The 13,522-nt window shown below is 55.2% G+C and carries 11 protein-coding genes and 2 pseudogenes; 4 read left to right on the top strand and 9 right to left on the bottom strand.

Annotation, left to right across the window (positions count from 1 at the left end):
- Positions 1 to 197 precede the first annotated feature (197 nt).
- Positions 198 to 530 carry an Rrf2 family transcriptional regulator gene (locus tag SPHS8_RS10780; RefSeq protein WP_443020028.1) on the bottom strand — a complete coding sequence of 111 codons (333 nt, stop codon included), beginning with the start codon at positions 528 to 530 and terminating at the stop codon, positions 198 to 200.
- Between the two features lie 210 nt (positions 531 to 740).
- On the opposite strand from SPHS8_RS10780, the pseudogene SPHS8_RS20655 reads away from it, so the two are divergent.
- Together SPHS8_RS20655 and SPHS8_RS20420 are read left to right on the top strand one after the other, a co-directional pair.
- A pseudogene (locus SPHS8_RS20655) lies at positions 741 to 1,010 on the top strand (helix-turn-helix domain-containing protein); the annotation flags it as partial.
- 41 nt (positions 1,011 to 1,051) lie between these two features.
- Positions 1,052 to 1,249, top strand: a pseudogene (locus SPHS8_RS20420) (tyrosine-type recombinase/integrase); the annotation flags it as partial.
- 472 nt (positions 1,250 to 1,721) lie between these two features.
- Here the strand turns inward: SPHS8_RS20420 and SPHS8_RS10770 are convergent.
- The 7 genes from SPHS8_RS10770 to SPHS8_RS10740 all read right to left on the bottom strand — a co-directional run bounded on the left by SPHS8_RS10770 (position 1,722) and on the right by SPHS8_RS10740 (position 10,751).
- Positions 1,722 to 3,026 carry an NtaA/DmoA family FMN-dependent monooxygenase gene (locus SPHS8_RS10770; RefSeq protein WP_201515534.1) on the bottom strand — a complete coding sequence of 435 codons (1,305 nt, stop codon included), beginning with the start codon at positions 3,024 to 3,026 and terminating at the stop codon, positions 1,722 to 1,724.
- Positions 3,027 to 3,160: 134 nt separating this feature from the next.
- On the bottom strand, positions 3,161 to 3,919 hold the full coding sequence (locus SPHS8_RS10765; RefSeq protein WP_201515533.1) for a hypothetical protein: 759 nt from the start codon (positions 3,917 to 3,919) through the stop codon (positions 3,161 to 3,163).
- A gap of 131 nt (positions 3,920 to 4,050) precedes the next feature.
- A complete protein-coding gene (locus tag SPHS8_RS10760; protein ID WP_201515532.1) occupies positions 4,051 to 4,980 on the bottom strand; it encodes a phytanoyl-CoA dioxygenase family protein in 930 nt (309 codons plus the stop codon).
- A gap of 188 nt (positions 4,981 to 5,168) precedes the next feature.
- Positions 5,169 to 6,098, bottom strand: coding sequence for a phytanoyl-CoA dioxygenase family protein (locus SPHS8_RS10755; protein ID WP_201515531.1), 930 nt, complete (start codon positions 6,096 to 6,098; stop codon positions 5,169 to 5,171).
- Between the two features lie 64 nt (positions 6,099 to 6,162).
- On the bottom strand, positions 6,163 to 7,023 hold the full coding sequence (locus SPHS8_RS10750; protein ID WP_201515530.1) for an NAD(P)H-binding protein: 861 nt from the start codon (positions 7,021 to 7,023) through the stop codon (positions 6,163 to 6,165).
- Positions 7,024 to 7,190: 167 nt separating this feature from the next.
- Positions 7,191 to 9,689, bottom strand: coding sequence for a TonB-dependent receptor (locus SPHS8_RS10745; RefSeq protein WP_201515529.1), 2,499 nt, complete (start codon positions 9,687 to 9,689; stop codon positions 7,191 to 7,193).
- Positions 9,690 to 9,956: 267 nt separating this feature from the next.
- Positions 9,957 to 10,751 carry a phytanoyl-CoA dioxygenase family protein gene (locus tag SPHS8_RS10740; protein ID WP_201515528.1) on the bottom strand — a complete coding sequence of 265 codons (795 nt, stop codon included), beginning with the start codon at positions 10,749 to 10,751 and terminating at the stop codon, positions 9,957 to 9,959.
- A 166-nt stretch (positions 10,752 to 10,917) separates the two neighbouring features.
- On the opposite strand from SPHS8_RS10740, the gene SPHS8_RS10735 reads away from it, so the two are divergent.
- Positions 10,918 to 11,151, top strand: a complete 234-nt coding sequence (locus SPHS8_RS10735; RefSeq protein WP_201515527.1) for a hypothetical protein — start codon at positions 10,918 to 10,920, stop codon at positions 11,149 to 11,151.
- A gap of 121 nt (positions 11,152 to 11,272) precedes the next feature.
- Here SPHS8_RS10735 and SPHS8_RS10730 read toward each other — a convergent pair whose 3' ends face one another.
- Entirely contained in the window at positions 11,273 to 11,974 is a 702-nt protein-coding gene (locus SPHS8_RS10730; protein WP_236575094.1) for a TetR/AcrR family transcriptional regulator, read from the bottom strand.
- Between the two features lie 230 nt (positions 11,975 to 12,204).
- Between SPHS8_RS10730 and SPHS8_RS10725 the strand changes: the two genes are divergently transcribed.
- On the top strand, positions 12,205 to 13,176 hold the full coding sequence (locus tag SPHS8_RS10725; protein WP_201515526.1) for an LLM class flavin-dependent oxidoreductase: 972 nt from the start codon (positions 12,205 to 12,207) through the stop codon (positions 13,174 to 13,176).
- Positions 13,177 to 13,522: the final 346 nt, after the last annotated feature.

The raw sequence follows: 13,522 nt of genomic DNA, 5'->3' as shown, positions 1-13,522 counted from the left end.
TGAACTACAGCTGTGCCAGTTTGATGAATTCTGCTCTCGAAAGACGGTTCGTCAATCGTTTACCCGGGAGGAGAGGATGCTTCTCCATTGTATAAGCCGAGCCAATCATTTGAATATAGCCGCATGGCGGGACACGTTAGCCGGACGATAGATGCATCGATCTGGCCTTGCACGTAAAGTCGGGTGGAGCTGGATGCTCATGCTCGTACATCATCAGCCGGCTTCTGGCTGAAGGCTGTTTCGGCCAACAAGAGCCCCATATCCTGCCGTTTGTCCATGAGGTCCGCGAGCGAGTAGCGATCCAGCACGGCAAGGAACGCGCAGAGAGCTTCCTTCAGCACACTAGTCAGGCTGCACGCAGGCGCGATCACACAGCTTGCGCAACCGACGAGATCAAATCCACCCTCGGTATGGCGGACAAGCGTGCCGATGTTGATCTCCTCAGGAGCCCTGCCAAGACGGATACCGCCGCCACGTCCGCGGACGTTTTCAATATATCGCGACCGCGCCAGATCATTCACGACCTTCATAAGGTGATTCTGCGAGATGCGATAGGCCTTGGCGACTCCGTGATGGACTACAGGTGATCAGGCCGTGCGGCGAGATAGAGCAGCACGCGCATTGAACAATCCGTAAACAGCGTCAGCTTCATGACCGTTCCGAAAGCCCCGACCGGCCTGCGCGAAGCATTACGGCCATAACTGATTGCGAGGTGGGTTACGTAAGAAAGGCTGCCATTGATGCGATCACTCGCTCGACACCAGCACTTACCCGCGCATTTGGAAGCCACGTTAGTTGATGAGGCGATCTTGCGGCAGTGGCTAGTGAATGTAGGTCGAAAGGAGGCCTATGCTGCCGTCGCGCACCTTCTATGTGAGTTGCATCAGAGGCTGCAAATCGTCGGCCTGGCTGAAGGCGATTCCTTCGAATTACCGCTAACCCAGCAGGACCTGGCGGACGCCACCGGAATAACAAATGTTCACATCAATCGGGTGCTGAGGCGGCTTCTGGAAAACGGCCTAGTAGAGCAGAAGCGAGGCATGCTACGGATACAGGAATTGGCCTGCCCAGTGAAGATTATGGTACCCATTCGCTGCGGCGGACCAAGGCATCGATCATCTACAAGGCGACGGGAAATCTTCGTGCGGTCTAGATACTGCTGGGGCACACAAAGATTGAAAGCACGGTCAGATATCTTGGGGTGGATGTGGAAGACGCACTGACATTGGCGGAGGGCACGGAAATCTGAGGTTGCCTGGCTCCTCGCCGATGCGAGGAGCCAGGACCTAGTTTGCGGCTGCAACGCGCCACTTTTTGCCGTTCGACTGCGATTTCCCTGTAATCGAAAACGGCCAGTCAAATAATGACTGTGCTTGAACTTTCGGGACAGCCCCCTTCGGAGCGCAGATCCCAACAAGCGGACATTCCCCGCTTTCGGCGCCGATATCATCTGTAGCCAACATGTCGAACGGACCATAGCACTAAGGCAGAACTACCTTTGTAGATAGAAAGCTATCCGCAGGCGAAGTGGATCTTACCTCATGTGCCCGCCTATCCTATATGCTGCTCTCGTATGCAAATTCACGAAACGTAGCTGAAGCACGCCAAGGCAGTTTAGGCTTGGCGTGCTTCCACCCATTAGGCTAGGTCTAAGGCAGCGGTTCCGGTTTACATTTTGGCGAAGAACCGAATTTTGTCAAAAGGCACCGCTCCGATATTTCTTAGAACTCGCGCAGGATTTCCCGCAGCGTGGTCCCCTCATATTCTGTGCGGACGGCGCCTGCCTGCTGGAGAGTGGGTATGACGCCGTTAACTAGGTCGGCCAATTGGCGATTGTAGCCCGTTCCCTCGATCAGGAATCCATCGCCACCAACTTCATCCATCACTGCCATCATCTTCTCGGCGACCTGCTCGACCGTGCCGCTGAAGTCCATGCCGCTGGCACCCTTGCCTACGGAGAACAGGTCGCGGATCGATTTGCCCTCCTCGCGACCTGCCCGCTTCATGAAGTCAAGCGCGCTGGTGTGGCCGCCTGCGACAATGTCCTGCGGCACGGGGACGTCGAGGTCATATTGCGAGAAGTCGACGTCGAGCGAAGAGGACGCCATGACGATGTTATGCTCAAACGAAGCCTGCTTCTCAGCTTCTGTCATTTCGGGCGGTTCTCCGCCTTCGGGATAGATGTTAACCGGCGTCAGGAAGAACACCTTGATGTCGTCCGGATTGCGCCCCTGCTGTTCAGCGCGGTCACGGATGTCCTGACGATAGGCTTTCATCCCCGGCACGCCACCAGTCATCATACCCAGCACGACTTCGGCATTTTTGGATGAAAATTGGCGGCCACGCTCGGATGCGCCAGCCTGCGCCAGAACCGGATAGCCTTGGGGAGAACGCAGCGTGTTCAGCGGACCGCGCGAACGGAAATGTTTGCCCTCGAAATTGATAGTGTGGACCTTGGTGTGATCGACATAGACACCCGTTTCCGTATTCTCGACCAGCGCGCCCTCTTCCCAAGAATCCCAAAGTTTCTTTACGAGTTCGACGAACTCATCGGCAATGTCGTACCGTTCGTTCGGCGGCAGCAGCTTATCCATGCCGAAGTTCATCGCTGCGTTCTTCTCACTCGACGTCACCATGTTCCATCCAGCCCGACCCCCCGTTAGCGAGTCGATCGTTGAAAGCAGTCGGGCGAGAATATAGGGAGGATAGAAGGTGGTCGAAGCCGTCGCGATCAGGCCGATGTGGGTGGTTTCCTGCGCCATGAGCGGCAACAGGGGCATCGGATCGAGCTTGGGCGAGAGCGTCGCATTTTTGAGGTCGAGTTCCATGGAGCCACCGTAACGATCGCCCACGATAAGGCTGTCTTCGAAGAAGACGAAGTCGAACTTCGCGGCCTCCAACATCCTGGCCAGCTCCTTATGGTAGGAGCCATCCACCCATTGTGAGCCAAACTCCTTGCCATCGCCTGGCCAGGAGGTTGGACCGAACTTGGTGAAATAGCCGAGGTGGAATTTTGTGCGGGCCATTATTATCTCCAATATGGGTAAGTTGTTATTTGAATCACAGACTATAGTTCAGCATATGTGCTGTTGAAATCACGAGATAATTTCCGGTAGAACGATCATCATCAATGATTTTATGAAATCCTTCAGAGCGCGTTCTACAGTCTATCCAGTGCCTCATTGACACTGATCGTCCGAAACGTTTGACGGAAGACACCCCCTTGAAACATCGACATATACCGCGCTCTGGCAGTCATTTTGTCATTCTGGCTTACCTCTTCCAATCGTCTTCGAACGCGCTGCGCTAGCCTGGTCGAATAAAGCTGAACGTCGGCGTCGCCTGCATCCATATAACGTTCGATATTCTCAGCCAGCCTGACCGTTTCCAGCGCCAGTTCCACATCGTGGTGCAGTTCAGCGTCCTGGGAAGAAATCGTCACATCCGCTTTGTTGGCCCGCCCATCCGCAGAATAGGCAAAGCAGTGCCGGATGCGATCACGTGCGGCATCTGCCTCCGTCCACGGAAAAGCAAGCGGCCGACTAGGCCCGTCCGGGACCGCGAGGTGCGTAATAGCGCGGTCGTTGATCGCCTCCAGCAAGGCAGATGCGTCAGCTGGAAGGAAGACTTCGCGGCGGGGCACTATATCGAAGCTTGAAAAATCCCCATAGCGTCCACCCACGTGAAACAGGTAGATTTCGGCATAATGAGGTGCCTCTCGCCGGCCAGGGCGCAGGTCATAGTAAGCGGTGGTCACGAGTTGCATGAGCATGCTGGCGCCCAATGCGCAGAGAGGCGAATCAAGAATCACGCCCAGCCTGTCACCAGATCGCCAATCCAGCAGCGCCTCTCGATCAGCAGGTTGCCCGTTGAGCTCGATCTCGAACGCTGAGCCTCTCAAGGAAAATGCGGTATGCATGTGCTGTATCCCGAACACGCCATTCATTAGGTCGTTTGAGGTGCCCAAGTGGAGAGGAGCATCGGGGCGGCATGCCGGGAACATCTTCACCCGCCCCGATCTTGAACCAATCCGTCGAAGGCGCGGATCGATCAATATTCGATAGTGGGTGGGACGGTCAGCGATCGCAGCCGTTCCGGAGCCGAATTCCAGGGTGAGTCAAATCCGTTCACTACGGACCCATAGCCGAGCAATTGGCGGATCGTAGAAGACGAACCTTCCACAGTGTGGGGATCAAGCACCAGCGGGAAGTTGATCAAAGGCCGACACCATGGCGGGCAGTAGCCGAAGTTGATCGATGCCCGCTGCCGGTCCCTCGAAACATTCGCGCCCGTCCCGTGAAGCAGCATGTCGGTGTAAATGAGCAGCGATCCTGCCGGCGCGACCGCTGGGACAGATTCGTAGAATGTCGCCCCCGACATATCTATCCGATCGTTCCAGCGGTGGCTGCCCGGGACTACCCGGGTTGCACCATTTTCCTCGTCGAACGGATCAAGGCACCAGATGAACCGTGCTTGATATGGAACAGCCTGATCTCGGGTATCCCGTGCGGCATCGAGATGGATGAATTGTGCGCCGCTACCTGGGTGCGTGACATTGGCATCAAGGCTTTGGACGAGATAGCTCTCGTTGAGTACAGTAGGACCAAGAATATGCTTGACCAGATCCAGCAGCACCGGCTGCTCCAGAAGCTCCAGGAACACCGGATGGCGGTCCGGCAAGCGGTCCAGGCGCCGGTTCTTGGCGTCCGGATCGACAAAGAACTGACTGACGCGGTTTATGTCCGCCGCTTCCTCTTTCGCGATTTCGGTAGCCAGCACCTGCCGGGCGAGCTCGACCTTGTCTGGAAGAACCGATCCAGTCAGGATCGCGTATCCTGCCCGCGCGAGGTCAGCCTTCGCAGTATCTAAGTCCGGTGTAGGCTGCGGGAGAGGCTCCTTGAAATCCAGCGGAACCACCACCGCAGCATCCTTCTTGCCGGTTTGATAGTCGTCTATCGACAGTGTGTTTCCAACAGCCATGTGTCATTCCTCCAACGTCGGTAATGTTTCCCTTCCCCACTGCCGTTGCCAGCCTTGGTGGAGGAAAGGACAGGGGCGGCCAAGGACCACCCCTGTTAGTTTGACTGGGCAGGAGAGAGACAGCCCAGTCCTGGTACGCAAATCTTCAAGCGTCATTCGCCTTCCGGTACCTGCTTTTAGTCCGGGCCTCACTGTCGCCGCTTTTGATATTCGAAACGCTGTTCTCCAAAGAGTACGGTATATGGATCCCGCATCTGTAGCCGGTGACTGAACACCGGCATGTCCACACCATACACGTGGTAGCCAGCGAAGCTGCAGAGCTCCCGGATACGCCGCGGAAGCTTATGCAGCCGCTCCGGCGTAACCGACAATGTGTGCGCCTCTTCCGGCTTCAACCATCCAAGCGTGAAGGAGATGGCAATCGCACGCCGATAGAAGTCGTCCGTCTGGTTCGCGCCTCCGCCATGGATCGTCTTGCCGGTAAAATATAAGGCGTCACCCGCCTTCATCAGCGCAGGAACGGAGGCAGTTGCAGGATCAAGAGCATAGGGATCGATCGACAGATCCTTATGACTTCCAACAACCACCCTCGTTGCGCCGACTTCTTCAGTGAAATCGGAAAGCGCCAACAGGCAATTGACCACCAGCTGTTGATCACCGCCCGCCAGCTCGGGCCATGTGCCCTCATCACGGTGCAAGACCTGCGCAGCCTCGCCAGGGCCGATCTCGATCAGTTGCGCCGCGTTGAGTTGGATTTCACCACACCACGGTAGGCTCCTTTCAGCCCAGGCGAGATATCTTTCATCGAGGATGGCTTCGACCACAGCGTCGCTCTTCTCGACAAGGCCTTCCAGCCTCTTGGTATTGGGCAGGAACGCGCCATAGGCATCCCCATCATAGTCGGTTGCGGGGTTAATACCGGCTAGGTGCGGCTCAAGATCGGCAATGATCCGAGCGAGCAGGTCAGGCGAGAGCACCTGCTGCACCACGACCGCGCCATCCCGGTCGGTGACATTCTCGATATCATCTACTGTCGCACTGGGCGACAAGGTGCTCAGGCCCGCTCCTGGTATCTCCGTCACAGGAGCAGAATTGGGGGAGGTCGTGCCGATATTCATATTTCGTCTCCAGCGGACACTGAATTTCTGAACATTCCGAGCAGTTACTGTCCGAAAATGCGGCTCAAACAGTCATATCCGCGACATGACTTGTTAATACTTCGCTCAGGCACTTTGGGGGGTGACCAGTCAACATTTCCACATCACCAGTCACGATGTCATATCCGGATTCTGCAGTCTTCACCTTTATGTCGAGAACAAGGCCAATATACTCAGGCGGATACCCAGCCAACTCAAGCTCTTGCCTAATATCCTCGACAGAGGTTTCTACAATTTCGACCCTTTTTCCTGTTATCCTGGATACGAGGGCAGCGCGGTCGGCCACCGAAAGCGACTCAGGGCCGGTGGCGTTATAGATGGCTCCTGAATGCCCCTCCCCAACCAGGATGGCCGCTGCCGATGCCGCCACGTCGTCGCGACTAACAAATCCGATCCGATTTTCACTTAGCTCCGCCAAGCGCCCGATAGTCTGCCACTTCAGCACCTCTTGTGCGAAGGATTCCATGAAATAGCCGGCACGGAGGATCGTCCAGACCGCCGCACGCTTCATAAGATGCTGCTCTCCCACCCAGCTAGCAGCGCCAAAATGAGGTTCAGCTTCCTTGCGCGTTCCGACATCGGAAATTAGGACGACGTACCCGACTTCAGCTGCGCATGCCGCATCGATCGCCTGACGCAGATGCCGGGCTCGAGCGCCGTAAGAGACATCAAGCGTCGGGATGATGAGCAAGCGATCGAGACCAGTATAGGCTTCTTTCAGGCGATCCGGAGCATCATAGTCCCCAAGCCGCGCCTCAAGTCCATGTTCGACGGTCTCCGGAGAACGAGATATCGCGACTATCTCATGGTCGCCCGACAACTCCATCAGCTGCTCCAGGACAGTTCTGCCAAGATGCCCGCTGGCACCGCTTACACCGATTTTCATCCTAAACCTCGTTTCCGAATGCGATGTCCGCATTACTGAAAGCACGCCCCTCCTGCGTCCTGGCCGATGTTAGTCTCACCATCCTGGTCATGTGGTGGTCCGCGCCCGGTTTCCTGCTCCGATCTTCGAAGACCATCCGGTCGCGGCCACATAACCGATTCCATTGATCAGAATGCGTAACGTGCTCGCACCCCGTACATTCTCGGTTCCCCGAACAAAGAGTTTGAGAAAAGCAGTGTCTCGTGAAGATTGCTGTTCCCCACCCGATAGAGCTTGTTCGTAAGATTGGTCGCATAAAGGCCGAGATCGAGCCCGCTGCCCCCAACTTTTCGCCAATCCACCGACAAATTGAGTATGCCATAGGGCTCCAGCACGGCATCAGGCTGGCCGGGCAGGACCAAAGCCGTAGACGTATGCTGTGCGGAGGTGTGCGAATAGTTCAGGAACAAGGCCAGCGTTCCAAGATTACCATTGAGCGGCTGCTCGGCAGATACATGGAAACTATAGATGTAAGGCGCCACGAACTGGAAGGGTAAGCATTTCAGGCTCGCGGTTTCGCCGGGCTGGATTATGCCGCCGCTACAATCAGCCGTCGCGACGTTTGCCGTGAATTCATACTCCTTGTACTTGGCGTCGGTATAGCTGAACGTGCCGCCGACCTCGACCCCCCTGATCGGGCGGATCGACGCTTCCACTTCCACGCCTTGTATCCTGGCTTTCGCCCCGATAACCCTGGCGCCTATGCCATTTGTCGCGGGATTGAAGTCGCCGCCTGCACGCTGGATGTTAGAATAATTGAGATAATAATAGGCCGCATTGAGCCGGGTAGGAATCCCTGCCAACTTAATATCCGACTTGAAACCGCCTTCGTAAGAAGTGACTGTTTCTGGAGAGAAGGTCGCAGTGTTCGAAAATACTGCGTTACTGTTAAATCCACCTGCCTTGTAGCCATGGCTGACCTTTGCATACATCATGATTTCGGACGACAAGCGATAATCAGCACCGATCGTCCATGTGGGTTTACTAGTCTTTAGCGTAGCGCTGAACGCACAGTCTTGGGCCGGATTGGTCACAGCGATAGCCGGTTTAAGGGTGCATCGGATCGTACCGGGCAGATCTGCGGGGTCGGAACTCGGACCATAGGCATATGCGGCACCCGTGACCTTGTCCCATGTGTTACGGATGCCTCCAGTCAGCCTCAGACGATCCAGCGCCGGTGTCAGCACACCTAGGTTTAAGGTCGCTTGCGCATAAATGGCCTTTGAGTTGTTCTTTACGGAATATCCCTGGACACTGGCGGGACAAAAGCCGGTGAAGACGGCCGGACAAAAGCCGATATAACTGACTTCCTGCGAGCTGATTGGTCGCTGATCGAAGAAGAAGGCACCTACCGTAACTTCAAGACGCTTGTCCAAAAAGCTCCCTTGCAGCTGGATTTCTTCTGTGATCTGCCTGAAATCATCCAGCGGGCGAACATCGGCAGTATTCGCGTAAAAGAGCGGTGTACCGTCTCCGGGCAGTGTCACCTGGCCAGGTGCGGGAAGCCTGGCAGTGTTGTCATCTTCAGCCTGAAGCACGGTAGCGTCTGGGTCCGAGCCATAGATGGTGCGATATTGCTGGTAGCTGGCGATATTACGCAGGGTGAGCTCGTCACTGACGTTGAAGGTGGTCGTATTAGTGGCGCCCCATGTTCTGGTGCGGGAGAATGCGTCATTACTGAACGCCGTCCGACGGGGGCCTAATGCTTCTGCATTGGCCGTAGCGGCACGATATACATCGCAAGAGGCAATCACGCCCGGAACCGTAGGCCCTTCGTAGCAAAGGCCGAAAGCCGTCAGCCCCTCAATGTTAAATCCGCGATGAATGAGGCCGGTGCCATTATTCTTCGACTTTGAACCATATAGCATCGTATAGTTTTCAAACTGTTCGTTAGGACGAAGTGTTAATCCTATGCGGCCCGAATACCAATTCAGGTTGTCTCTATCCTTGTCCCAAGCGACATCGCGAGTATATCCATCACGGTCCTGATAGGCTCCTGCAACGCGGAGCAAAACTTTGTCATCGACGATAGGGATGTTCACCGCGCCTTCAAACTGACGGTTGTCATAGTTGCCGATCTTGGCGTCGATATAGCCTTCAAATTCATTCGTAGGCTTGTGCGGCACGAGGAGCACGGCACCGCCAGTAGTGTTGCGGCCAAACAGGGTTCCCTGCGGACCATTTAGGACTTGCAGATTTTCAAGATCTACAAAGTTGCCAGGTCCGCCTTGCTGATTGGCTGAAATCGCCGCTGGCAGCGGAACCTCGTTAAGATAGACCACGACGCCAGGCGAGGCCTGGTATGTCGAACCTTGACCGCGGATTGTGAAAACCTGCGCTTCGCGATTGGACGCGCCATTATTGCCCACGACCAGAGATGGAACCGACGCTTGCAGGTCTTGTGCCTGGGTGATGTTCTGCTGCTGCAGGCGCTGCGGTGAAAAGGCAGTCAGAGAGATGGGTACGTCTTGTGCCCGCTCTTCGCGGCGTTGCGCGGTCACGACAATCTCTTGGCCCTGCTCGGCGTACGCGCCTTGAGCTGAAGCTTCAACGCTCCAAAAAGGAATTAGAATGGCGGTTGCGCAAAGGAGCTTCGGACGCATCTGGTTCCTGATCTTTCGGCTCATTTTCTTCCCCTCAAACAGCTTGCTCGATGATGTTTCACCAACGGCTCAGTCGCTTTTATTTTGTTGATGAGTCTCAACAATCGGCAATGTTGATATTATTCAACTTCGAGTCAAGTGCTTTTCTGAGCCACGAGCTAGCTTGCCAAATTTATGAATTAGGTTCGATCAGGCGCCGAAATGCTGCGCTATACTGCTGACCTTATAAGCACTTGCTATGATGCCGGTCACACGCACGGCTGGGCGTCGTAAACAGCCGCCCTACTTAGCTCAAACCTGCTTCAACGCTTCTAGCGGATCTTTCTGCGCACCGGCATGCCCATATCCAAAGCCAATCTGATATCCCATCAGTCTGAGCAGATCATCCGGCAGCGTTCGGGCGACGTCCTGGGGACAGGCTAAGAATTGATTTTCTTCCTGCCGGACCCAACCAACGCAATAGTTGATTGACTGAGCACGACGAACCTCGGTTGACCGGTTGCTCCCGCCAGCATGCCATAATTTGCTCGTGAATATCATCACGGACCCGCGTGCCATTTCCGCCGGCAACGTGTCTTCCATTTGATACTCTTGTCGGGCGCGAGCATGGCTGCCGGGAACAACCCGGGTCGCACCATTTTCTTCCGTGAAATCGGTTAGAGCCCACAGTGTATTGCATGAGACAATATAATCGTCGGGGAAGGGGAAGCTGTCGAAAGTGAGCTCGTCCTGGTGAATATATTGCGCTGGGCAACCCGGCTGCAGCGAAATCATTTCCGTTGCGCCAAGTTGAACGACGGAAGCATGGTTAAGCACATTCCTGACGGTCCCTAGCACGAGTTGATTCATGACGAGGTCACGGCCGGCGGGTGAACGCGCTATCAGATTCCCGATACGTTGCGAACCGTTGCCGAACCATTCATTTTCGCTGAACGGGGTCGTGTCGGTATAGGGCCGCATATCGGCCAGAATCTGGTCAATAAGGGAATTAGGGGCTAATTCGTCTATGATGACATGGCCATGTTCCCGGATCACCTCCGCCGCTTGCTCAACAGTCGCACTATTGGGTAAATGTTGAAGATTCATCCAGACACTCCTCAAAATATAACTCGTTGAGCGGCCCACTGGTGGGTTCAAATCGCGAATGCCTTCGTGAGGCGATGAGATCTCACTGCTGCGTTCACCAGATCACCTAATTTAATGGCCCGGAGCGGGGAACTGACGAGGCGAATTCTTTGCCCGTGCCAAACCAATGCTCGATGTTGATGTTTCTCAACATTCGCTCATGTTGAATCATTTCAACTATCTGTCAAGCTGTTTTGGCGTGGGGCGGCATTGCGGCGTCGCGCGAAACCTGCGCATGTGCCTAACCGGTCGCAGCGAAGCTGACGGGCAAACCTTTAAAAAGCACCGCTTCGGTGATTTCGGAGCAGCCACCGGTATGGTCGTGATCGCTAAGGTGACAAAAACGCTAACGCAGCTTTGAGCTTTATAGGAGCACTGAGGGGAATAGCAGTCGCGGCTGGCAATTCTCTGGCTTGGATGCAGATATCAGGATTAGCGATCGCAGCTAAGGGGATAGCAGCGGGTCGCCGAACGGCTTGTGTTCACTGAGGCCGATTGGACGTGCGGACAGAAGCCTGCAGCCGCTGTATGTCCTCTGAAGTGATTGTCTTCACCATATTGATGAGGGAATGGGCCGCAATCGCCTTCATGAGAGGCAATTTCGCTCTCCAAGGTTTGCCATAGCCAGCAAGTACGGTCGTTCCCTCCATCGCCGCATTGATAAAGAGCGAAACGGCTTCCACTTCATCTTCTTTCAACGACGGATTGAGCTGCGCCACAAACGAGCCGATTAATGTGTGGACGTATCCATAGAGCGCCTCCATTCGCTCGGCCACGAATTCGTTATGATTGCTCATGGCCCAGAGTTCAGTCAGCAGATGGGTGGTGCCTTTGGTCTTCGCACCTTCCATTGTGCCCGTAATCACAAGCGCAAGCGCTTCTTCCGCTGGCATATTAGCTTCATATACCTTGAACTTTAGAAGCTCTTCACCGGTATCCAGGATTTCATGAAGAAGCAGTTGGACAAGCATTTCCTTGCGAGGAAAATGGCGCGTCACATTGCCGATCTGTAAATTGCATTCTTCCGCAATCCGCTTCAACGTGAATGCCGCAGATCCCTCTTCGATCAAGACGTGAACGGCCGCTCGGAGGATCATGTCAACGGTCTTCGAACCTCGTGAAGACTTACCCGGCCGCACAATACCGAGGTCCATAGAGAGGTCGTTGTCTGCAATCTCGTTCATGGTTCTTCCTAGTCCGTCGCCCTGCCTTCAATCAAGGATGTCAGGAATAATTCTGTGAGGCGAAGCTGTTGTTCCTCTTCAGCCCTTGGCTAAATTCCTCAGTCATGTGTGAGACGAGAAATACGCAGCCGATTCAGGCTGGGAGCAGTGGCTGGCGCAGGCTTGATAGCTAACGAAAGGGTGCGTATCGAAGTGACTGAAGGCTAGTACCCTCATCTTCCTTGACAAATATGTTATACGTCTTCAACATTTGCGCTCTCGCAGATGTTCAAATCTGGTCGGACGGCTACCAACAGGCCGCGTACCATCTGAAAGTGTTGCGCATGCATATAACGATGTCGATGCCCGCTTGCTCGCCACGCGATCGCAGTTCTGAAATCGCTTGGTATCGTGGGATTGATGAAGGTCCATGGGATGGCTTGGCAACGTTTGATCGAGTTGTTCATCCAGCAACTTGGGCGCTCACCGTGCAACTTGCAGCGGCGGCAGCCATGACGGAACGAGTTCGGTTGTGGTCGTGCATCGCCATTCTTCCCATCCGGAATGCGGCACTGTTCGCCAAAGAGGCTGCGACAATCGACGTTCTGAGTGGCGGCCGACTTACGCTGGGCCTGGGAATAGGCGCTCATGACGTCGAGTATCTTGCAACAGGAGCTCCCCTTGAGAAGCGACGCCAGCGGATGGATGCGCAGGTGGAAGAGATGCAGAAGATATGGGCTGAGGTGCCTCCTGTGGAGGAACATTACCCTGTCGGCCCAAAGCCGGTGCAAAGCGGCGGCATACCGCTCATTGCCGGCGTCGAAGGTCCCAAAGCGATCGCTCGCGCGGCAAAATGGGCCAATGGTGTTATGGATGGAAGCCATGCCATGCATTTTGACCCTGAGCGCGTAAGTGAGCAGCGCCAGCGTGTAGTTCAGGGATGGAAGCAATCCGGCAGAACCGATGTTCCGCATTTCTCGTCGTGCCTGTTCTTTTCATTGGGTGATGATCCGAGGGTGCAACTCGGCGAGTTTCTTGTCGACTTTCTGAAGCCCTATGGAGTCGATGCGAGCTTCATCGCATCATCGACCAGCCATGGCGCCGACAATCTGCGCGCGGCCGTCTCGGGCGCCCGCGACGCTGGTGTCGACGATCTGCTACTCCTTCCGACTACGGCCGATCTGAACGAGCTTCCTCGGGCACGTGAGGCTCTGGGGATTTAAGGATGCTCAGGCGCTGGAGGCGCCGCACGACCAATTCCAGAGACACTTCCAAAGCAGAAATGATACGCGGGTCCCCGCCGCCTCAATCGCGTGCCTTTGGGGATTAAGACTTGATCTCTGAGGGTCTTATAAGGGGCGGCCGTGCACACGGCTGCAATGCGCCACTTTTTGCCTTACCTGGCGAAATTGGCGTTCCTATAAGCGGACATTCAGAGTGCGGTGAGTTCACTCCCTCGCAGACGTTGGCGGCCGTCATGAGCCGTGCTCAAAAATGTACCTTGATCATTTGCTGCACCGGACGTTTGACGCGTTTTCTCGCGAACCAAAATGACCAGAGGGTCAACGT

Origin of the sequence: Sphingobium sp. S6, assembly GCF_905120495.1 — a bacterium.
In the GTDB taxonomy this organism is placed as follows: Bacteria; Pseudomonadota; Alphaproteobacteria; order Sphingomonadales; family Sphingomonadaceae; genus Sphingobium; species Sphingobium agri.
Note: the sequence above shows the minus strand (reverse complement) of the source record. Positions and strands in the feature narration are given on the sequence as shown.

Excerpts from the sequence above, each read along its gene's own strand:
- SPHS8_RS10730 (WP_236575094.1), bottom strand. The coding sequence starts at position 11,974 with ATGAACGAGATTGCAGACAACGACCTCTCTATGGACCTCGGTATTGTG.
- SPHS8_RS10765 (WP_201515533.1), bottom strand. The coding sequence starts at position 3,919 with ATGCATACCGCATTTTCCTTGAGAGGCTCAGCGTTCGAGATCGAGCTC.
- SPHS8_RS10780 (WP_443020028.1), bottom strand. The coding sequence starts at position 530 with ATGAAGGTCGTGAATGATCTGGCGCGGTCGCGATATATTGAAAACGTC.
- SPHS8_RS10770 (WP_201515534.1), bottom strand. The coding sequence starts at position 3,026 with ATGGCCCGCACAAAATTCCACCTCGGCTATTTCACCAAGTTCGGTCCA.
- SPHS8_RS10725 (WP_201515526.1), top strand. The coding sequence starts at position 12,205 with ATGTTATACGTCTTCAACATTTGCGCTCTCGCAGATGTTCAAATCTGG.
- SPHS8_RS10740 (WP_201515528.1), bottom strand. The coding sequence starts at position 10,751 with ATGAATCTTCAACATTTACCCAATAGTGCGACTGTTGAGCAAGCGGCG.
- SPHS8_RS10735 (WP_201515527.1), top strand. The coding sequence starts at position 10,918 with ATGCTCGATGTTGATGTTTCTCAACATTCGCTCATGTTGAATCATTTC.
- SPHS8_RS10760 (WP_201515532.1), bottom strand. The coding sequence starts at position 4,980 with ATGGCTGTTGGAAACACACTGTCGATAGACGACTATCAAACCGGCAAG.
- SPHS8_RS10745 (WP_201515529.1), bottom strand. The coding sequence starts at position 9,689 with ATGAGCCGAAAGATCAGGAACCAGATGCGTCCGAAGCTCCTTTGCGCA.
- SPHS8_RS10755 (WP_201515531.1), bottom strand. The coding sequence starts at position 6,098 with ATGAATATCGGCACGACCTCCCCCAATTCTGCTCCTGTGACGGAGATA.
- SPHS8_RS10750 (WP_201515530.1), bottom strand. The coding sequence starts at position 7,023 with ATGAAAATCGGTGTAAGCGGTGCCAGCGGGCATCTTGGCAGAACTGTC.